The organism is Amaricoccus sp. (assembly GCF_017995835.1).
Lineage (GTDB): Bacteria > Pseudomonadota > Alphaproteobacteria > Rhodobacterales > Rhodobacteraceae > Amaricoccus.
Map to the genome: position 1 here is coordinate 52879 of NZ_JAGOID010000003.1, position 19622 is coordinate 72500.

Below are 19622 nucleotides of genomic sequence, written 5' to 3' on the forward strand. Positions count from 1 at the left end.
AATGCCGGCGTCGGAAGGTTCCCGGAACGAGCGTCGCGTTTGTCCACAGGTTCGGAGCCGACGGCGACCGCTTGCCGGCGACTAGGGATAACTCGCGTTGCACTGCGCAAGGAGCGATGTTTCCACAGGGCAACCTGCTGTGGATGATTCGACTCTCAACTGCTAACTGACGGAACAGGTTTGATAAATTCGTCATATCCACAACCGGTAGTTGTGTTCGGCGATGCGGTAGGTCGCTGAGGAAAATGTGGGTAATTCTGTGGGCAGTGGCGCTCGCAATGGCAATCCCCACAATTCACCGGGCTACGTCCTTTACCACTCTGAAAGGAAATCTGATCCCGAGAAGGTGGTCCCTCGGGCCGGTTGCGCCAGTTCCGGATTGTGCTACCCGGGTCTCCGCAGCATCCCGGAGGCAAAGGTGGGGACGGCACTTGCTACGCTCTATCCCTGGCTCAAGGCGCTGCACATCGTGTCGATGGTCGCGTGGATGGCGGGATTGTTCTACCTGCCCAGGCTCTTCGTCTATCACGCCGAGCGCGCCGGAACGCCGGGCGAACTGTCCGAGACCTTCAAGGTCATGGAAGCGAAGCTGATGCGGCTCATCATGCGCCCGGCGATGGCGGCCACCTGGACGTTCGGCGTGTTGCTGGCCCTGACGCCGGGGATCATCGTGTGGTCGGCGGACCTGTGGATCTACGTCAAGCTGGCGGCGGTCGTGGCGCTTTCGGCCTTTCACGAATGGCTGGAGAAGCGGCGGATGGACTTCGCCCGGGACGCCAACCGAACGAGCGGTCGGCGTTATCGGGCGATGAACGAGGTGCCGACGGTCCTGCTCGTCGTCATCGTCGTCATGGTCGTCGTGCGGCCTTTGTGAGGATGCCTCAGGTTTGACAATCCCTAGAAACTGTGCCAACGAAATCAGGCAGGCACCGTCCGGTCGCCGTGCTTCCCCGTCTCCCGTGCATTGAAGGCGATCCCCCGTCCCATGGATCTATCCCCCGATTTCAGACAGCTTTCGCTCGCGGAGCTGAAGGCCAAGAGCCCCGCCGATCTCCTCCAGTTCGCCGAGGAACTCGAAATCGAGAATGCGTCCTCGATGCGCAAGGGCGACATGATGTTCGCCATCCTCAAGGAAATGGCGGAGGAAGGCGTCGAGATCTCCGGCGATGGGGTGCTCGAGGTCCTGCAGGACGGGTTCGGGTTCCTGCGTTCGCCGGAGGCCAACTACCTGGCGGGACCGGACGATATCTATGTCAGTCCGAACCAGATCCGGAAGTTCAGCCTGCGCACCGGCGATACGGTCGAGGGCGTGATTCGGGCGCCGAAGGAAGGCGAGCGGTATTTCGGGCTGGTGAACGTCAGCCGCATCAACTTCGAGGAACCAGAGAAGGCCCGGCACAAGGTTCATTTCGACAACCTCACGCCGCTCTATCCCGACGAGCGGATCAAGCTCGAGATCGAGGACCCGACGATCAAGGACCGCACGACGCGGGTGATCGATCTGGTGGCGCCGATCGGCAAGGGACAGCGTGGGTTGATCGTGGCGCCGCCGCGCTCGGGCAAGACGGTCATCCTCCAGAACATCGCCGCGTCCATCGAGCGGAACCACCCCGAGTGCTTCCTGATCGTGCTCCTGGTCGACGAGCGGCCGGAGGAAGTCACCGACATGCAGCGCTCGGTCAAGGGCGAGGTGGTGGCCTCGACCTTCGACGAGCCGGCGACACGGCACGTGGCGGTCGCCGAGATGGTGATCGAGAAGGCGAAGCGACTGGTCGAGCACAAACGGGACGTGGTGATCCTGCTCGATTCGATCACGCGTCTGGGCCGGGCCTACAACACCGTGGTGCCGTCGAGCGGCAAGGTTCTTACCGGTGGCGTCGACGCGAACGCGCTGCAACGGCCTAAGCGCTTCTTTGGCGCGGCGCGCAACATCGAGGAAGGCGGGTCGCTGACGATCATTGCGACGGCCCTGATCGATACGGGTTCGCGCATGGACGAGGTGATCTTCGAGGAGTTCAAGGGAACCGGAAACTCGGAAGTCGTTCTCGACCGGAAGATCGCCGACAAGCGGGTGTTCCCGTCTATCGACATACTAAAGTCGGGGACGCGCAAGGAAGAGCTTCTTGTCGACAAGAATGACCTTACGAAGATGTTCGTTCTTCGACGTATTCTTAACCCGATGGGCACAACGGACGCCATTGAATTCTTGCTTGGCAAGCTCAAGCAGACGAAGACGAACTCCGAATTCTTTGATTCAATGAATAGCTGATGGGGGTGGCGTGGCGGCGACGATCTTCGCTCAGGCGACGCCGCCGGGCCGATCCGGAATTGCGGTAATCCGCATCTCCGGCCCGCGGGCGCGGGCGGCAGCCGCCGCGCTGGGAGCCGGGGGAACGCCAGACCGGCGGGCGGTGCTGCGGCGGCTGGTCGATCCGCGAGACGGGCGGGCGCTGGATGACGCGATCGTGCTCCGGTTCGATGGACCGCGGAGCTTCACAGGAGAGGACAGCGTCGAGCTGCATCTGCATGGGGGGCCCGCGGTCTGCCGGTCCGTCGCGGAGGCGCTGGCGGCGGAGCGTGACCTGCGGCCGGCGGAGCCGGGTGAGTTCACGCGGCGGGCGCTCCAGAACGGTCGGCTGGATCTGGCGCAAGTCGAGGGTCTGGGAGATCTGCTGGCGGCGGAGACGGCGGCGCAGTCGCGGCGGGCGCTGGATCTGGTTGGGGGACGCCTGTCCAGAACCGCGGAGCGGTGGCGCGAGCCTCTGGTTCGGGCGTTGGCGCTGATCGAGGCGGGCCTGGATTTTTCGGACGAGGAACTTCCAGACGATCTCGTCGCCGAGGCGGCGGCAGAGCTGATCGCGGTGGCCGACGAGATGCGTCGTGAGCTTGCGGGGAGCGGAATCGCCGAACGGCTGCGGCTGGGGTTCGAGGTGGCGCTGGTGGGAGCGCCGAACGTCGGAAAATCGACGCTTCTTAACGCGATGGCCGGACGGGAGGCGGCAATCACCTCGGAGTTTGCCGGCACGACCCGCGATCCGATCGAGGTGCGGATGGAGGCGCGGGGATTGCCGATCACGCTCGTCGACACGGCAGGATTGCGGGACGCTCGTGATCCGGTGGAGGCCATCGGCGTGGAACGGACGCGGCGGCGCGCGAACGCGGCAGACCTGCGCGTCTTTCTGGTCGGGCCCGAAGGGGCCGAGGAAGCGTCCGGCGTGTCTATCTGCGCGGAGGACCTGATCGTTCGGGCGAAAGCGGACCTCGGGCGAGACGGGCCGGGTCTTGCGGTGTCGGGGCTGACGGGTGCAGGGATCGATGTCCTGGTGGGCAGGATCGCCGACGTTCTGGAAGCTCGCAGCGCGACGGCGGGCGCAATCGGCCATGAACGCCAAAGGGTTGCGGTGGAGCGGGCCGAGCAGGCGGTGCGGCGGGCGCTGGGTGTTCTGGGAGCGGAAGCGACGCTGGACCTGGCGGCGGAAGATCTGCGGGCGGCCATGCTGGCGCTCGACGCTCTGCTTGGACGTATCGGCGTCGAGGACGTGCTCGACGTGATCTTCAGTCGCTTCTGCATCGGCAAGTGAGAGTGTTTCACGTGGAACATGCTGACGTCATCGTGGTTGGGGGCGGTCACGCCGGCTGTGAAGCGGCAGCCGCGGCAGCGCGCATGGGCGTCAAGGTGGCGCTGGTCACGCAAGACCCGGCGCGCATCGGCGAGATGTCGTGCAACCCCGCGATCGGGGGAGTCGGCAAGGGGCACCTCGTGCGCGAAATCGACGCGCTGGACGGTGTCATGGGCAGAGCGGCTGATGCGGCGGGGATCCAGTATCGGCTCCTGAACCGGAGCAAGGGTCCCGCCGTTCAGGGTCCGCGCGCGCAGGCGGACCGGGATTTGTATCGTTCGGCAATGCAGACCGCGCTGAGGATGCAAAGCGGATTGCGTGTTGTGGCTGGCGAGGTCGTGGACTTGCTGGTTCGGGGCGATGCGGTGCGTGGTGTCGTCCTCGGTGATGGCAGCGAGCTTCGGGCTTCGCAGGTTGTACTCACAACCGGCACCTTCCTGCGCGGGATGATTCACGTCGGGGAGATGCGCATACCAGCCGGACGGGCCGGTGAAGCTCCGGCAGTGCGGCTCGCGGCGAGGATCGAGGAGCTCGGCTTGCCGCTTGGCCGGCTGAAGACGGGTACGCCGCCCCGGTTGCGACGGCAGTCGATTGCGTGGGATCGCCTGGACATGCAACCCGGCGATGCCGCGCCCAGCATGCTGTCGTTCCTAACGGCGGCGCCGGTCGCGCCGCAGGTATTCTGTGGAGTGACCCGGACGAACCAGGCGACGCACGATATCATCCGCGGCAGCATCCACCGTTCGCCCATGTATGCTGGTCGGATTTCAGGCCCGGGACCGCGCTACTGCCCGTCGGTAGAGGACAAGGTGGTGCGGTTCGCGGACCGGGGCTCGCATCAGATTTTCCTTGAGCCGGAAGGGGTTAGCAGCGATCTGGTCTATCCGAACGGCATCTCGACGTCTCTTCCGGAAGACGTTCAGGCTGCCCTGGTGAGGTCAATCGAGGGCCTCGAGCATGCCGAGATCGTGCGCCCCGGATATGCGATCGAGTACGACTATGTCGATCCACGAGAACTGGACGCCACGCTCGAGGTCAAGGCGTTGCAGGGTTTGCGGCTGGCCGGCCAGATCAATGGCACGACTGGTTACGAGGAGGCGGCGGGTCAGGGACTCGTCGCGGGATTGAACGCGGCCGCGTCGGTCCGAGCCGAACCAAGGGTGATCTTCGACCGCGCCGAGGCGTACCTCGGCGTCATGGTTGACGACCTGGTGACGCGAGGAGTGACGGAACCCTACCGCATGTTTACGTCGCGAGCCGAGTATCGGCTGCAGCTTCGCGCCGACAATGCGGATGAGCGGCTGACTCCGCGCGGAATCGGGCTTGGATGCGTGGGTGAGGCCCGGCGCACGGCATTCCTGCAAAAGGCCGAGAATCTCAGCGCCATCCGGGAGCGCCTGGAGGACATCGTGGTGTCACAGGACGAGGCAAGCGCCCTTGGCGTGACGATCTCGGGGGATGGCGTGCGCCGGTCGCTACTGGAGTTGCTCGGACAGGCAGGCTGCGATCGTGCGGCTCTGGCGATGCGCGCCGGATTGGAGTTTGCCGGCTCGGCGGACGCTCTGGAGCAGATCGCCTGTGCGGCGCGGTATTCGCCCTATCTTGATCGCCAACGCGAGAGCGTGGAGGCGATGCGCCGTGACGAGGCGGTGGAACTACCGGCGGCGCTGGCCTACGAGGCCATCCCGGGCCTTTCGGCGGAGCTGTCCGCAAAGCTGCGAATGGCGCGACCTCGAACACTCGGACACGCGGGGCGTCTTGAAGGTATGACCCCTGCCGCGCTTGCGTTGGTGCTGCTGCATGCCAGGCAGGCGGAGCGCGAAGCTCGTCGTGCGGCCAGCGCGTGAGCGGGGCTATCCGAACGGCCGAGGATCTGCTCGGCCGCTGGAATGTTTCACGTGAAACAGCCGACCGTCTGGCGGTCCTGCACGATCTGGTTCTGAAGTGGAACCCGCGGGTCAACCTCATAGGCCGCGCGGATGCCGCAAACATCTGGCAACGGCACATCGCGGATTCGGCGCAGCTCTGGCGGCTTGTTCCCGGCGAGGCATGGCATTGGGCCGACATGGGCTCCGGCGCCGGCTTCCCGGGACTGGTGATCGCCGCCATCGCGGCAGACGTGCGGCCTGGCCTCAGGGTGACGTTGGTGGAGAGCGACGGACGCAAGGCGGTGTTCCTGTCCCAGGCGGCCCGGAACATGGGGCTTTCGGTGGACGTTCGGGACGTCCGCATCGAGGCTCTGGAGCCGCTGGAGGCCGACGTCCTCAGCGCACGGGCCCTCGCCCCGCTGGAGACGCTGCTCGGCCACGTCGAGAAGCACCGCCGGGCGAGCGGTATCGGCTTGTTTCCCAAGGGCCGCGGAGTGCATAAGGAGATAGAGGCCGCGGGCGCGAGGTGGCGATTCGACCACCGCCTGCACAGCAGCGCCACCGATCCGGAGGCCGCCATCGTGGAAGTGGGAGCCTTGTCGCGTGTCTGAATCGCCTTTGCCGCATATCGTCGCTGTCGCCAACCAGAAGGGCGGCGTCGGCAAGACCACGACCGCCATCAACCTCGGCACCGCCATAGCGGCGGCAGGAGCGCGAGTCCTGATCATCGACCTGGATCCGCAGGGCAACGCTTCGACGGGGCTGGGCGTCCCGGCGGCAAAGCGCCGATTCACGTCCTACGACTTCCTCTTCGACGCCAGCGTCGAACCGGAGGCGGCGGAGACGGCCGTTCCGAACCTGCGCATCATTCCGGCGACCCCGGATCTGGCGTCGGCTGACGTAGATATGGTGTCCGATGCGCGACGTACCTACAAGATGAAGGACGCCCTCACCCGCCGCGCCGCGCCGCTCGGGACGTTCGACCACGTCGTGATCGATTGCCCGCCGTCGCTCAACCTGCTCACCATCAACGCGCTGGTCGCTGCGCATTCCGTGCTGGTGCCGCTGCAATGCGAGTTCTTCGCGCTGGAAGGCCTGTCGCAGTTCATCCGGACGGTGCAGTCGGTCCGCGCGGCCTCGAACCCGGGTCTGCGCATCCAGGGGATCGTGCTGACCATGTTCGACCGCCGCAACAACCTGTCGAGCCAGGTCGCCCAGGACGTGCGCGAGAACCTCGGCGGGCTGGTCTACGAGACGGTGATCCCGCGCAATGTCCGGTTGAGCGAGGCGCCCTCGCATGCGGTTCCGGCGGTGATCTATGACCGCGCCAGTAGCGGCGCGATCGCCTACCAGAAGCTCGCGGCCGAGTTCCTGGCGCAGCTGCGCCGCGACCGGCAGGTGGCCGAACCGGCCTGAGGAGAAGCATGATGGAGAAGAAGGGTCTCGGACGAGGGCTGTCCGCGTTGCTCGCCGATGTGGGCGGAGACGTAGACATGGGAGCCGGGCAGGCGACGGCTGCGCCGGCGGGCCAGCGGACGGTTCCGATCGACCGGATCCGGGCCAATCCCGACCAGCCACGCCGGACGTTCGATGATCGCGACCTTCAGGATCTGGCCGCCTCGATCCGCGAGAAGGGCGTGATCCAGCCGCTAATCCTGCGGCCCGACCCCTCCGTGCCGGAGGCGTTCCAGATCGTCGCCGGCGAGCGGCGCTGGCGGGCCGCGCAGATTGCGGGCGTGCACGACCTCCCGGCCGTGGTCCGCGACCTCGACGACGCCGAGGTGCTCGAGCTCGCGCTGATCGAGAACGTCCAGCGCGCCGACCTGAATGCGGTCGAGGAAGCGCAAGCCTATCGGCAGCTGATGGACCGCTTCGGTCACACCCAGGAACGACTCGCCGAAGGCCTCGGCAAGAGCCGGAGCCATATCGCCAACGTCCTGCGTTTGCTGACGCTGCCGGAGGTGGTTCTGGAGCATCTGCGCGCCGGGCGCATCAGCGCCGGCCATGCGCGTGCGCTCGTCACCGTCGCCGATCCGGAGTCGCTGGCGCGCATCGTCATCGCCAAGGGCCTCTCCGTCCGGCAGACCGAGGCCCTCGCCCGCGGTGCAGCGGCGCCCCGCCCGGTGCGGCGGTCGGCCCCGGCCAAGGACGCGGACACGAGGGCGCTCGAGGCGGATCTGACGGCCAGCCTTCGGCTTCCGGTCAGCATCGACCACAAGTCCGGGGGAAGCTCGGGCGAGTTGCGCATCCGCTATGCCACGCTCGACGAGCTTGACGGTCTCTGTCAGATGCTTTCCAGGTAACTCACTGAATTAGAAGCGTTTTCAGGACAGCGTTCAGCACCGGGCGACCTGCCGCCGTCGCGCGGAGGCGGTTGCCCGCGAGGCTGACGAGTCCCAGCGCCTCCAGCTCCGCCACGGCTTCCGCAGGCAGGTTAAGCCCCGCCAGTCGGGCGTAGCGATCCAGATCGATCCCCTCGTCGAGGCGCAGGCCCATCATCGCCATCTCGACCGCCTGCTCGACCGGGTCGATCGTCTCCCGGCGCGTTGCCCGTCCGCGCTCCGACGCGGTGAGCCAGGCCTCGGGCGCCCGCTCCGTCTCGGTCGCCCAGCGGCGGCCGCCGAGGGTCAGGCGGCCATGCGATCCCGGGCCGATCCCGACATAGTCGCCGTAGCGCCAGTAAACGAGGTTGTGACGGCCCTCGGCGCCCGGCCGTGCGTGGTTCGAGACCTCGTAGGCGCCCATCCCGGCGACTTCGCAGATCTCCTGCGTCGCCTCGTACATCCCCGCCGCGAGTTCACCGTCCGGCAGGCCTCGCAGTCGTCCCTGCCGCGCGAGCGCCCCGAAGGCCGTCCCCGGTTCGATCGTGAGCTGGTAGAGCGAGAGGTGATCCGCCGCCATGGTCAGCGCCTCGCAAAGCTCCGTGCGCCAGGCTTCCAGCGTCTGCCCCTGTCGTGCATAGATCAGGTCGAAGCTGATGCGAGGAAAGATCGCGCGCGCCGTCTCGAACGCCGCCCGCGCAGCGGCGACGTCATGCAGCCGCCCCAGCGCCCGCAGGTCGGCGTCGCGCAGCGCCTGCACGCCGAGCGAGAGCCGGTTGACTCCCGCCGCGGCGTAGCCGCGGAAGCGCCCGGCCTCGACCGAGGTCGGGTTCGCCTCCAGCGTCACCTCGGCGCCGGGATCCAGATCCCAGCCCTCGGCCACGGCCTCCAGAACGGCCGCGACCGTCTCTGGCTCCATCAGGCTCGGCGTGCCGCCGCCGAAGAACACCGACGTCACCCGGCGACCGGGCGTCTTGGACGCGGCCGCGGCGATCTCGCGGACGAGCGCGCGCCGCCAGCGTCCGTGATCGACACCGGTCCGAACATGGCTGTTGAAATCGCAGTACGGGCACTTGGCGGCGCAGAACGGCCAGTGGACGTAGACCCCGAACCCGCCAGCCCGCCAGTCCTCGGCGGGGGTCTCAGCCAAGACAGGCGGCCGCTAACTTCGCCGCCGCCGCCGCGCGGTGGCTCAGACGGTTCTTCTCGGTTGCGCTCATTTCGCCGAGCGTGACGGACGCGCCCGCCGGCTGGAACATCGGATCGTAGCCGTGGCCCTGCGCGCCCCGCATTGGCCAGACGCAGGCGCCTTCGACGGCGCCCTCGAAGACCTCGTCGTGCCCGTCAGGCCAGGCGATGACCAGGGTGCAGCGAAACCGCGCCGTCCAGGGCTCGGCCGCCCCCGACGCGACAAGCGCGTCGCGGGCGCGCGTCATCGCCTGCACGAAGTCCCGGCCCCCGTCCGGCCGCTCGGCCCAGTCCGCGGTGTGGACGCCGGGCTCGCCGCCGAGCGCGTCGATCTCGATGCCGCTGTCGTCGGCGAGCGCTGGCAGCCCGGACGCCCGCGCCGCGGCATGGGCCTTGATCCGGGCATTGCCGACGAAGGTCTCCTCGGTCTCCGCCGGCTCGGCCAGCCCCAACGTGCCCGCGCCGACCAGTTCGCCGGGCCAGGCGGCGAGAAGAGCCCGGAACTCGTCGAGCTTGCCGGCGTTGTGCGTCGCGACGATGAGGCGCGGCCCGACCAGCCGCCTCATCGCCCGACCGCCGCCCTCTGCGCCGCGACGAGCCCGCCCACACCCGCCTCGGCGAGGTCGAGCAGCTGCTCCAGCTCGCCTCGACTGAAGGTCGCGCCTTCGGCGCTGCCCTGCACCTCGATCAGCGCCAGATCGCCGGTCATGACGAAGTTCGCATCCGTCCCGACCACGCTGTCCTCAGCGTAGTCGAGGTCGAGCACCGCGACGCCGCCATAGACCCCGGCGCTGACCGCCGCGACATGGGTGGTCAACGGATCCGCCTTGAGCTCGCCGCGCGCCATCAGCTTGTCCACCGCCAGCCGCAGCGCCACCCAGCCGCCGGTGATCGCCGCACAGCGCGTGCCGCCGTCCGCCTGCAGCACGTCGCAGTCGACGGTGATCTGCCGCTCGCCCAGCGCCGAACGGTCGACGCCCGCGCGCAACGACCGTCCGATCAGTCGCTGGATCTCCACCGTCCGCCCCGTCTGCTTGCCAGCCGCGGCCTCGCGACGGTTGCGCGAGGTGGTGGCCCGCGGCAGCATCCCGTACTCCGCCGTAACCCAGCCGAGCCCGGTCTTGCGCAGGAACGGCGGCACCGATTCCTCGAGGCTGGCGGTGCAGAGGACCTGGGTGTCGCCCATCCGGATCAGGCACGAGCCCTCGGCATGGCGCGACACGTCGGTCTCTATGCTGACGGGACGCAACGCGTCCGTGGAGCGACCAGAGGGGCGCATCGCTGGTTCCTTCCTGCTGCCTTCGTGGGCCCGCCTCATACTCCGCCCCGCCCCACTCGTCCACAGCGGACCTTTGAATCAAGTCAATATAATGATATTACTACATAAATTATCAAGGGAGGCGTACGATTGACCTGCTACGCCATGACGCCTAGATGCTATGGAACGAGCCCCCGTCGATCTGAAGCCCGTGACTGCACCCCGCTCGCCCCTCTCCGAGTTGAACGACCGCAGCCGCGAGGTGTTTCGCCGGCTGGTCGAGACGTATCTCGCCACCGGCGAGCCCGTAGGATCGCGCACGTTGTCTCGCACCCTGCCCGAGGCGGTGTCGCCGGCAACGATCCGCAACGTCATGCAGGACCTCGAGCTTCTTGGCCTGCTCGACAGCCCCCATGTCAGCGCCGGCCGCGTGCCGACGCATCTGGGCCTGCGGCTCTTCGTCGATGGCATCCTCGAGGTCGGTGACGTGGCGGGGCCGGAGCGCGCCGAGATCGACCGCACGCTGGCGGCGGAGGATGGGGGCGTCAGCGGGTTGCTCGGTCGCGCCAGCGATCTCTTGTCCGGACTTACCCACGGCGCGAGTCTCGTGCTGGCGCCAAAGACCGCCTCCGCGCCGATCCGTCACATCGAATTCGTGGCGCTCGGGCCCGATCGGGCGCTGGTCGTGCTCGTGACCGCCGACGGACAGGTGGAGAACCGCATCTTCACCCCGCCGCTCGGGTTGACCCCCTCGGCGATGCGGACCGCGGCGAACTTCCTCAACGCCATCCTCCAGGGGCGCACGCTTGCCGAGGCGCGCGGCGTCGCCGCCGCCGAGATCGAGCGCCGGCGGGCGGAGCTCGACGCCGCCTCGCAGCGCCTGATCGAGGCGGGCATCGCGCACTGGACCCGCGACAGCGACGGCGGCCGCGACCGGCTGATCGTCCGCGGCCGGGCGAACCTGCTCGAAGGCTCCGAAGACGGGGCGGCGCTGGAGCGGGTCCGTCGCCTTTTCGACGATCTCGAGCGCAAGCGCGATCTCGCGCAGCTTCTCGACCTCGCCGAGACGGGCGAGGGCGTGCGTGTCTTCATCGGGGCGGAGAACAAGCTTTTCTCGCTTTCCGGTTCCGCTCTGGTCGTCGCCCCCTATATGGATGCGGACCGCAGAATCATCGGGGCGGTGGGCGTGATCGGACCGACGCGGCTCAACTATGCCCGCATCGTGCCGATCGTGGACTATACGGCGCAGCTGGTGGGCCGGCTGATGTCGGATCGAAGCAAGGGATAGTGCAGGAATGACAAGGGATCGCAAGACCGAGGATCTGGAGGATCGCTTCCTCGACGACATCGAGGCAGAGTTCGACGACGCCGAGGAGCCGACCGAGGCGGAGGTCGAAGCCGACGAGATCGCGGCGCTGAAGGCCGAGGCGGCCGATCTGAAGGACCGGCTCCTGCGCGCGTTGGCCGAGACCGAGAACCTGCGCAAGCGCGCCGAGCGCGACCGTCGCGATGCGGAGGTCTACGGCGCAACCCGGCTCGCTCGCGACCTCCTGCCGGTCTACGATAACTTCGCCCGCGCGCTCGACAGCGCCACCGACGCGGCCCGTGACGCGGCCCCGGGGCTGCTCGAGGGTATCGAGCTGACGCAGCGCGCGCTGGTCTCGGCGCTCGAGAGGAACAAGATCGTGCGGGTAGACCCGCAACCGGGCGAGCGGTTCGACCCGAACCTGCATCAGGCGATGTTCGAGGCCCCGGCGCCGGGGACGAAGGCCGGCGAGATCATTCAGGTGATGTCCGAGGGGTTCACCATCGGCGAACGCCTGCTGCGGCCCGCTCAGGTCGGCGTGTCCTCGGGTGGTCCCGCGGTTCCGAAGCCGAACGGCTCCTGACCGGAGCCCGGGTCGCGCGTCGTGGCGCGGGTGGGTCCGATCACCCGCCCCGACGATCGGACTTGCCGCCGATGGTCCCGGCGGCATTGGTCAGCCAGGCAGCAGCGCCCTGGCGATGCCGAAGTAGATCAGCACGCCGGTGACGTCGGCGATCGAGGTGACGAGCGGCCCGGAGGCCGTCGCCGGGTCGAGGTTGAAGCGCGACAGCACGAAGGGCAGCGACACCCCGATCAGCGCGCCTACCACGACGATGAGCGTCATGGAGAGCGCGACGACCATGGTGACGTCCACGCCGGCCCGCACCAGCCCGACGGCCGAGACGGCGACCGACATGGTAAGGCCGAGCGCGATCCCGATCAGCAGTTCGCGACCGACCAGCCCGCCCCAGTCGGTCGCCCGCACGTCGCCCGTGGCGAGCGCGCGCACCATCAGCGTCGCTGACTGCGCCCCGGCGTTTCCCCCCGAGCCGATCAGCAGCGGCAGGAAGAACAGGAGCGCGAGGTTCCCGGCGATGGTGTCCTCGAAGAGCGAAATCCCCGCGCCGGAAAAGATGTTGCCGAAGACCAGCAGCACCAGCCAGACGATGCGCGCCCGGTAGAGTGAGAACAGCGAGGCGTCCTTCACCGAGCCTTCGAACTCACCGACGTTCGACGACTTGTAGATGTCCTCGGTCGCCTCCTCCTCGGCGACGTCCATCGCGTCGTCCGCGGTGACGATGCCGACCATCCGCCCGTCGGCGTCCACCACCGGCAGCGCCAGCAGGTCATAGCGCGCGATCAGCGCCGCCGCTTCCTCCTGCTCGGCGTCGACCCGGATCACCACCGGGTCCTCCTCCATCGTTTCGCCTACGGTCTGCCGCGACCGGGCGAGCAGGATGTCGCGCAGCGACACCACCCCGAGGAGCCGATGCCTCGCATCGACCACATAGGCCGTGTAGACCGTCTCTACATCCGAGGCCTGCCGCCGCAGCGCGTCGAGCGCCTGCGGGGCCGTCAGGGTCGGGCGGAGCGTCGCGTAGTCCGAGGTCATGATCGCGCCGACCGTGCCTTCCTCGTAGGAGGCGAGCCGACGCAGGTCCTCGCGCTCGGCCTTGGCGAGGCCGGGCAGCAGCGCCTCCTGCGCCTTGGGATCGAGCGCCTTGTAGAAGTCCACCCGGTCGTCGTGGCTCATCGCCGCCATCAGCCGGGCGAGTTCCTCGCGCGACATCTTCTCGGCCATGGTGACCTGCGCCGAGGGCTTCAGGTAGCCGAAGACCGCCGCCTGGTCCTCGCGGTCGAGCTGCCGCATGGCGAGCAGCGCGTCCTCGGCCTCCATGTGCTCGAAGAGGCTCGCGATGTCCGCGATCTCCTGGACCACGAAGAAGCCCTTGACCGCGCCGAATTCGCCGCGCCGCAGGTAGAGCGCCAGCTCCTGCGCGACGATGTCGAGCTCGTCCTCGACCGTGGTATGGTCGAGCCGGATCTCGTGCAGTGGCGGGGTTTCTGCGGTCTCGGGCGCGTCGGGCTCGTGCGACTCTGCCATGCGCGCCCTCCCGGTCCGGTCGGCGGCCGACGAAGCGCCGTCCCGCAGCCGCGGTGATACGGGAGGGGGAGCGCCCCGGTCAATCGGCCGGTCGGGCTTCACGCAGCAAAATCGCCCCGGCGCCGCGCCTGCTCAGTGGCTCTTGTGCATCAGCACTAGCGCGCCGAACGCAAGCAGGAGTCCTAGCCCATCGCGCGCCGAAAGGGTTTCGCGAAAGACGAGCACTCCGAGCCCGGCGAGCATCAGCATGGTCAGCGACGAATACACCACGGCGATGGTCGCGAGCGACATTTCCCGCATGGCGAGAATCCAGCCGATGGCCGAAAGCGCATAGATGACGGTCCCGACCACGAACGGCAATGACGTCAGCCAGGGCGTGCGCTCGGAGGCGAGCTTGAGGAAATAGTCGGCGACGATCGTCGTCGCGACCAGCGCAAAGGTCAGGAGATGAACGCGCAGCATGGCGAGGCTCCGCGGCTCGGGCCGCCGCAGAGCCTTGCGTGATCCCGCCGAAGTTTTCAATCAGGGATTGAGCCGAACGATCTCCCAGGGCGCGCCCTGCCGCTCGCGGGTCCAGCGGAACCTGTCATGCAGGCGATGGGCGCCGTCGGCCCAGAACTCGATCTCGACCGGCGCGATGCGATACCCGCCCCAGAACGGCGGGCGGTCGGGGTCGGTCCCCTTCAGCGCCGCGACCTTGGCGACCTCGGCCATGAGTCGCGCCCGGGAGGCGAGCGGCCGGCTCTGGCGCGAGGCCCAGGCCCCGAGTCGCGCGGGCAGCGAACGCGAACGGAAGTAGGCGTCGGCCTGCGGCCCCTCCTCCCGGGTCACCGTTCCGCGCGCGCGGATCTGTCGCCGCAGGGTCTTCCAGTGCATGACGAAGGCGACCTTGCCGGCCCTGGCGATCTCCTCGGCCTTGCGGCTCTCGTAGTTGGTGTAGAACACGAAGCTGTCGGGCTCGATTTCCTTCAGGAGGACCATCCGCGCGTTGGGCATTCCGCCGGCGTCGACGGTGGCGAGCGCGATGGCGTTCGGATCGTTCGGCTCGGTTGCTTCGGCCTCGGCGAGCCATGCGCGCGCGATGGCGAAGGGGTCGTCGCCCGCGAAGATGCCGCCACGTCCCGGATCTGCCATGGGGTCTCCCTCCGCCGGCGCGACCATACAGGCCGGACGGCGGAGGGCAATGCGTCTGGCGGGTCTACGATCGGTTGATTCACCCACGACAAAGGGGGAAACCGGCCCATGACCCTCGTCTCGGCCAGCGCAACGGCCTGTCAGAAGGAGGACTCGTGATGCCTTCCCATGCCCCCGCCACCCACCTCGAAACGCACGAGGTCACCAACCAGCCCGGCCCCTTCGCGCCGCGCAACCTCTACACGACCGACACCGCGCTTCGCGAGGCTGTACGGCGCGAGGCTGGCGACTGGCTCGACTCGCGCCTAGAGAGATTGGGCGCTGTTGTCGGCTCGGAGCGGGTGATCGAGCTCGGAGAACAGGCGAACCGCTTCCCGCCGGAGTTCGCGCCCTTCGACCGCTATGGCCGCAGGCTCGACGAGGTTCGCTTTCATCCGGCCTATCACGAGCTGATGGCGCTCGCGATGGAGCACCATATCCACGACCTGCCCTGGATCGAGCCGGAAGCAAAGGGCCGGCATATCGGCCATATGGCGATGCTCGCCGTCTTCACCGAGGCCGAGGCCGGGACGATGTGCCCGATCAACATGACGTATGCCTCGGTTCCGGCGCTGCGCTGGCAGCCGGATGTCACGCAGCCCTGGATCGACAGGATCATCGGCGGCGGCTACGACGCGCCGCTACGTCCGATCGTCGAGAAGGCGGGCGTCACCATGGGCATGGCGATGACCGAGAAGCAGGGCGGCAGCGACGTCCGCGCCAACGCCACGCGGGCCTTCCCGGTCGAGGGCGGCGCCCGCCACTATCGTCTCGTCGGCCACAAGTGGTTCTGCTCGGCGCCGATGAGCGACGGCTTCCTGACCCTTGCCTATGCCGGGGGCGACCTCTCCTGCTTCCTCGTCCCGCGCATCCTGCCCGACGGCACGCGCAACAGCCTTCAGGTCATGCGGATCAAGGACAAGCTCGGCAACAGGTCGAACGCCTCCGCCGAGATCGAGTACCACGACACGCAGGCCTGGCTCCTCGGCGAGGAGGGGCGTGGCGTCAACGTCATCATCGACATGGTGCATCACACCCGCCTCGGCACCCTCGGCTCCACCCTCGGCATCATGCGCCGCGCGCTGGCCGAGGCGGTCAACCACGTCTCGGGCCGCGCCGCCTTCCAGAAGAAGCTGATCGACCAGCCGTTGATGCGCGGGGTGATTGCCGATCTCGCCCTCGAGTACGAGGCGGCGGTCGCGCTCGCCGTCCGCGTCGGCGCCGCCTTCGACCCCGAGGACGGGGCGGACGCCGCGCTCGCCCGCCTCGCGGTCGCCGTGGCGAAGTACTGGCTGACCAAGCGCAACCCGGGCTTCGTCTACGAGTGCATGGAGTGCCTTGGCGGCGGCGGCTACGTCGAGGAGAGCCCGATGCCGCGGCTCTTCCGCGAAAGCCCGATCAACGCCATCTGGGAGGGTTCGGGCAACGTCATCGCTCTCGACATCCTGCGCACGCTCCGCCGGGCGCCCGAGGCCGTCGAGGCGTTGTCCGCCGAACTCGCGGCGGGCGCCGGCGGCGACCGCGCCTACGACGCCGCTCTGAGGACGCTGAAGGAGCAGCTTTCGGGCGCTCCCGAGGAGGCCCGGGGCCGGCAGGTCGCCGAGCGCATGGCGCTTCTGTTGCAGGCGTCGCTCCTGATCCGTCACGCCCCGGCGGCGGTCGCGGACGCCTTCTGCGCCACCCGCCTCGGTGACGCCGGCGCCCGCCTCTTCGGCGTCCTGCCGCGGGATGCCGACGTCGCCGGCATCCTCGCCCGCCAAGGGGTCTGATACCGGCGAGTCTACCATGCTACCCGGCGCAACACGGGCTAACACGCGTGATAGATAGGGTAACTACCGGAATACACACGATAAAAATCCTTAAGGTCAAAAGGTCCGCGAGTCGTTTCATGAGCCCGCCGGTATGATCGCGAAAGTCCGTTGAAAGCCACTTGCCCGGGCGAGGCGGGGCAAGTGGCTGGAAAGGCGTGCTCTTCGGGACGGGTCCGGCGCTCGGGCCGCTGGCCTGATGTCAGTCCGGGTCCGGGTGGCCGTCCAGGAAGAAGCGCAGCATCTCGCGGCTGGCGTCGGGGCCTGCGGCGTCGGCGTGGCTGCCGGACGCGTCGCCGCCGGACCACGCATGGCCGGCGCCGTGGATCATCCATTGCTCGACGCGCGTTCGACCCCAGCCGTCCGTGTGGGTTGTCCGACTGTAGGCCCGCCCGCCGACGGAGCCGCGATCGGTGCGCACGACGAGAGGCGCGCCGGCGGCCGCCTGAGCCGAAACGGCCGCGGCGTTGACCGGGTTGACCGTACGGTCGGCGTCGCCGTGAAAGATGATGGTGCGGACGGGCCGTTCGGCTCTGCGGCCCTGCGCCCCGCTCCGCATTGCGCCGAAGGCCGAGGGGGCGTCATGCGCCGCGCCGGCGGGAAGGCCCGAGTGCACGCCTGCGGCGGCGAAGATGTCGGGCCGCTCGGCTGCGAGGTTGGCCGCCATCGCGCCGCCGGCGGAGATGCCCGCGACGTAGATCCGGGCCGGGTCGACGTTTTCGGCGGCGACGACGCTCATGGTCAGTTCCGCGAGCAGGCCGGCCTCGCCGCCCTCCCCGCGTTGGTCCTCGGGACGGAACCAGTTCCAGCAGCGTTTCGGGTTCGCGACTGCCGGCTGGCCCGGATAGAGCACGAGGGCGCCGACTTCCTCGGCGGCTTGGTTCATCCCCGTGCTGCGGGCGAAGTCATCTGGGTTCTGCGTGCAGCCGTGCAGCATCAGGACAAGGGGTCGTGGACCCCGGTTCGCCGCCGAGGCGGGGACGTAGAGCTTGTAGTCTCGACGTCCGGTTGCATTGGCGAAGGTCGCGGCTCCGAAGCGTGCGCCCTCGGGGACCATGGGCGGGGGCGCGAGTTCGCGGCTCTCGATGGCGCGGGCGCGTTCGACCAGCCGGCCGATCGTCTCGCGCAGGCCGGGGCGCTTTTTCTGCCGCGGCCGCGGGACCGTTTCCGCCGCCGCGGGAAGGACCGGGCCCTCCGTCGTCGCGGGCCCGCGCCCGCGCAGGAGGCGCTGGATAAGCGTGGTGGCGTCGGCAAGGCGGCCGGTGCGGGTCATCCGCGTCGCCTCCGCCATACCGGTTGTGAAATCGCTGCTCATGGGTTTCTTCCTTTTGTCTGACATCAGCTCATCCGGTCGGCGAGGGCCGCTTTGACCGCGGCGCCTGCCTGAAGGGCGCCGAGGACGAAGACCGAGGAGATGGCGGCGCGCGCGAGTTCCGGCGTCACGTCGCCGGCGATGCTGGCGATGCCGACGATCCGGAGATCGAGCGTGATCCCCTGCGCCACCGCCGCCTCGAGTTCCGCGCGGGTGACCCGGCGCAGCCCGAGCTCGACGCTGCGGCGCGCCGTCGACTGGCGCAGCGCGTCGGAGTGACGGTCGAGCTGGTTGCGGATCGCCGTCCGGATGAAGTCGGTGCGGTTGGCGTAGAAGCCCTCCGCCACCAGAAGCTCCACCTGCCCCAGATCGACATACCCGAGGTTGATCGTGATCTTCTCGCTATCCGGACCTCTGGGCCGAAGCTCATGCACCTGCGCCGGCATCTCGCACTCCATACGCCATCCACTTGGATGGTATGGGGATGTTTGCCCGGTGAGTCAACATCGCGTCGCGAGTCTGCCGTGCGGCGTCATGGGTTCCGGCGGAAATCGGCCGGCCGCCGGGACGGGGCGTGGAGATCATGTCACGCGGCGCGTCGGACCGCGGCGACGCCGGCGCCCGATCTTGATGCAGGGGCGCCTTTGACCTAGACCGGTGCCCGAGGCGCTGGCAGGGGCGACAACATGGCGTTGATGAGCGGAAAGCGCGGCCTGGTCATGGGGGTCGCGAACGACAAGTCCATCGCCTGGGGCATCGCGCAGGCCTGCCACGAGCAGGGCGCCGAGCTGGCCTTCACCTACCAGGGCGAGGCGCTCGGCAAGCGGGTGCAGCCCCTGGCTGAGAGCGTCGGCTCCGACATCGTGCTGCCTTGCGACGTCACCGAGGAGGCTTCGATGGACGCGGTCTTCGCCGCGCTGGCGGAGCGCTGGGGCCGGCTCGACTTCCTCGTCCACGCCATCGGCTTCTCCGACAAGGGCGAGCTGCGCGGCCGCTATGTCGAGATGACCACCCCCGCGAACTTCAGCCAGACGATGCTGATCTCGGTCTTTTCCTTCACCGCCGCCGTGGCGCGGGCGGCGAAGCTGATGACCGAGGGCGGGTCCTGCCTGACGCTCACCTACTACGGCGCCGAAAAGGTCATGCCGCATTACAACGTCATGGGCGTGGCCAAGGCGGCGCTCGAGGCGAGCGTCAAATACATGGCGATGGACCTCGGCCCCGACGGTATCCGCGTCAATGCGCTGTCCGCCGGCCCGATCAAGACGCTGGCCGCGTCGGGGATCGGCGATTTCCGATATATCCTGAAGTGGAACGAGTTGAACTCGCCGCTGCGGCGCAACGTCACCCAGCAGGACGTGGGCAAGTCGGCGATGTATCTTCTGTCCGACCTCTCCTCCGGCGTCACCGGCGAGAACCACCACGTCGACGCCGGCTATCACGTCGTCGGGATGAAGGCCGAAGACGCGCCCGACATCGACGTGGTCACCGGCCGCAAGGAATGAGTCTCGCCACCTGCTCCGCGATGGTCGATCGCAGTCTTCGGGATCACGAGCGCCGCCAGCCAGGGATCGCCGCGCCATGAACGACCGCCTGCCGCACGAGAAGGGCTTCCACGTCAGCTGGGACCAGATCCACCGCGACAGCCGGGCGCTGGCGTGGCG

19 protein-coding genes and 1 pseudogene are annotated in these 19622 nt (G+C 68.4%); 12 read left to right on the forward strand and 8 right to left on the reverse strand.

Features of this window, described 5'->3' with window-relative positions; translation table 11 throughout:
• Positions 1-418 precede the first annotated feature (418 nt).
• The 7 genes from hemJ to KBA23_RS01095 all read left to right on the forward strand — a co-directional run bounded on the left by hemJ (position 419) and on the right by KBA23_RS01095 (position 7791).
• The gene (gene hemJ / locus KBA23_RS01065; RefSeq protein ID WP_290735664.1) at positions 419-874 is read left to right on the forward strand and encodes a protoporphyrinogen oxidase HemJ; all 456 of its coding nucleotides are present in this window, start codon (positions 419-421) and stop codon (positions 872-874) included.
• A 111-nt stretch (positions 875-985) separates the two neighbouring features.
• Positions 986-2269 (forward strand): transcription termination factor Rho, encoded by a 1284-nt coding sequence (gene rho, locus KBA23_RS01070; RefSeq protein WP_290735667.1) that lies wholly within the window; start codon positions 986-988, stop codon positions 2267-2269.
• Positions 2270-2279: 10 nt separating this feature from the next.
• A complete protein-coding gene (gene mnmE, locus KBA23_RS01075) occupies positions 2280-3581 on the forward strand; it encodes a tRNA uridine-5-carboxymethylaminomethyl(34) synthesis GTPase MnmE (RefSeq protein ID WP_290735672.1) in 1302 nt (433 codons plus the stop codon).
• Between the two features lie 11 nt (positions 3582-3592).
• Complete coding sequence (gene mnmG / locus KBA23_RS01080; RefSeq protein WP_290735677.1) at positions 3593-5467, forward strand: tRNA uridine-5-carboxymethylaminomethyl(34) synthesis enzyme MnmG; 1875 nt, start codon at positions 3593-3595, stop codon at positions 5465-5467.
• Complete coding sequence (gene rsmG, locus KBA23_RS01085; RefSeq protein WP_290735680.1) at positions 5464-6099, forward strand: 16S rRNA (guanine(527)-N(7))-methyltransferase RsmG; 636 nt, start codon at positions 5464-5466, stop codon at positions 6097-6099. The genes mnmG and rsmG overlap by 4 nt, the downstream gene beginning before the upstream one ends.
• The gene (locus KBA23_RS01090) at positions 6092-6904 is read left to right on the forward strand and encodes a ParA family protein (protein ID WP_290735683.1); all 813 of its coding nucleotides are present in this window, start codon (positions 6092-6094) and stop codon (positions 6902-6904) included. The genes rsmG and KBA23_RS01090 overlap by 8 nt, the downstream gene beginning before the upstream one ends.
• Positions 6905-6912: 8 nt before the next feature.
• Positions 6913-7791: a ParB/RepB/Spo0J family partition protein gene (locus KBA23_RS01095; protein WP_290735686.1), complete on the forward strand. Its 879-nt coding sequence runs from the start codon at positions 6913-6915 to the stop codon at positions 7789-7791.
• Position 7792: 1 nt separating this feature from the next.
• On the opposite strand, the gene hemW is transcribed toward KBA23_RS01095, so the two are convergent.
• From hemW to rph, 3 genes are read right to left on the reverse strand one after another with little or no spacing between them, the layout of a single operon-like run.
• On the reverse strand, positions 7793-8959 hold the full coding sequence (hemW, locus tag KBA23_RS01100; RefSeq protein ID WP_290735688.1) for a radical SAM family heme chaperone HemW: 1167 nt from the start codon (positions 8957-8959) through the stop codon (positions 7793-7795).
• A complete protein-coding gene (locus tag KBA23_RS01105) occupies positions 8952-9563 on the reverse strand; it encodes a non-canonical purine NTP pyrophosphatase (protein ID WP_290735690.1) in 612 nt (203 codons plus the stop codon). The genes hemW and KBA23_RS01105 overlap by 8 nt, the downstream gene beginning before the upstream one ends.
• The gene (rph, locus tag KBA23_RS01110) at positions 9560-10276 is read right to left on the reverse strand and encodes a ribonuclease PH (RefSeq protein WP_290735693.1); all 717 of its coding nucleotides are present in this window, start codon (positions 10274-10276) and stop codon (positions 9560-9562) included. Before rph ends, KBA23_RS01105 begins: the two co-directional genes overlap by 4 nt.
• Before the next feature lie 160 nt (positions 10277-10436).
• Here rph and hrcA point away from each other — a divergent pair, with 160 nt between their 5' ends.
• Both hrcA and grpE read left to right on the forward strand, forming a co-directional pair.
• A complete protein-coding gene (hrcA, locus tag KBA23_RS01115; RefSeq protein ID WP_290735696.1) occupies positions 10437-11543 on the forward strand; it encodes a heat-inducible transcriptional repressor HrcA in 1107 nt (368 codons plus the stop codon).
• A 7-nt stretch (positions 11544-11550) separates the two neighbouring features.
• Complete coding sequence (gene grpE, locus KBA23_RS01120; protein WP_290735699.1) at positions 11551-12144, forward strand: nucleotide exchange factor GrpE; 594 nt, start codon at positions 11551-11553, stop codon at positions 12142-12144.
• 90 nt (positions 12145-12234) lie between these two features.
• On the opposite strand, the gene mgtE is transcribed toward grpE, so the two are convergent.
• The 3 genes from mgtE to pdxH all read right to left on the reverse strand — a co-directional run bounded on the left by mgtE (position 12235) and on the right by pdxH (position 14799).
• The gene (gene mgtE, locus KBA23_RS01125; protein ID WP_290735702.1) at positions 12235-13665 is read right to left on the reverse strand and encodes a magnesium transporter; all 1431 of its coding nucleotides are present in this window, start codon (positions 13663-13665) and stop codon (positions 12235-12237) included.
• 132 nt (positions 13666-13797) lie between these two features.
• Complete coding sequence (locus KBA23_RS01130) at positions 13798-14187, reverse strand: EamA family transporter (RefSeq protein ID WP_290735705.1); 390 nt, start codon at positions 14185-14187, stop codon at positions 13798-13800.
• A complete protein-coding gene (gene pdxH, locus KBA23_RS01135) occupies positions 14188-14799 on the reverse strand; it encodes a pyridoxamine 5'-phosphate oxidase (protein ID WP_290735708.1) in 612 nt (203 codons plus the stop codon).
• A gap of 158 nt (positions 14800-14957) precedes the next feature.
• On the opposite strand from pdxH, the gene KBA23_RS01140 reads away from it, so the two are divergent.
• Positions 14958-16607 (forward strand): acyl-CoA dehydrogenase family protein, encoded by a 1650-nt coding sequence (locus KBA23_RS01140; protein WP_290735711.1) that lies wholly within the window; start codon positions 14958-14960, stop codon positions 16605-16607.
• A gap of 241 nt (positions 16608-16848) precedes the next feature.
• On the opposite strand, the gene KBA23_RS01145 is transcribed toward KBA23_RS01140, so the two are convergent.
• The gene (locus KBA23_RS01145; protein WP_290735714.1) at positions 16849-17961 is read right to left on the reverse strand and encodes a PHB depolymerase family esterase; all 1113 of its coding nucleotides are present in this window, start codon (positions 17959-17961) and stop codon (positions 16849-16851) included.
• Between the two features lie 23 nt (positions 17962-17984).
• Positions 17985-18404, reverse strand: coding sequence for a CopG family transcriptional regulator (locus KBA23_RS01150; protein WP_290735717.1), 420 nt, complete (start codon positions 18402-18404; stop codon positions 17985-17987).
• Positions 18405-18644: 240 nt separating this feature from the next.
• On the opposite strand from KBA23_RS01150, the gene fabI reads away from it, so the two are divergent.
• A complete protein-coding gene (fabI, locus tag KBA23_RS01155) occupies positions 18645-19463 on the forward strand; it encodes an enoyl-ACP reductase FabI (RefSeq protein WP_290735719.1) in 819 nt (272 codons plus the stop codon).
• Positions 19464-19539: 76 nt separating this feature from the next.
• Positions 19540-19622: pseudogene (locus KBA23_RS01160) on the forward strand (xanthine phosphoribosyltransferase); the annotation flags it as partial.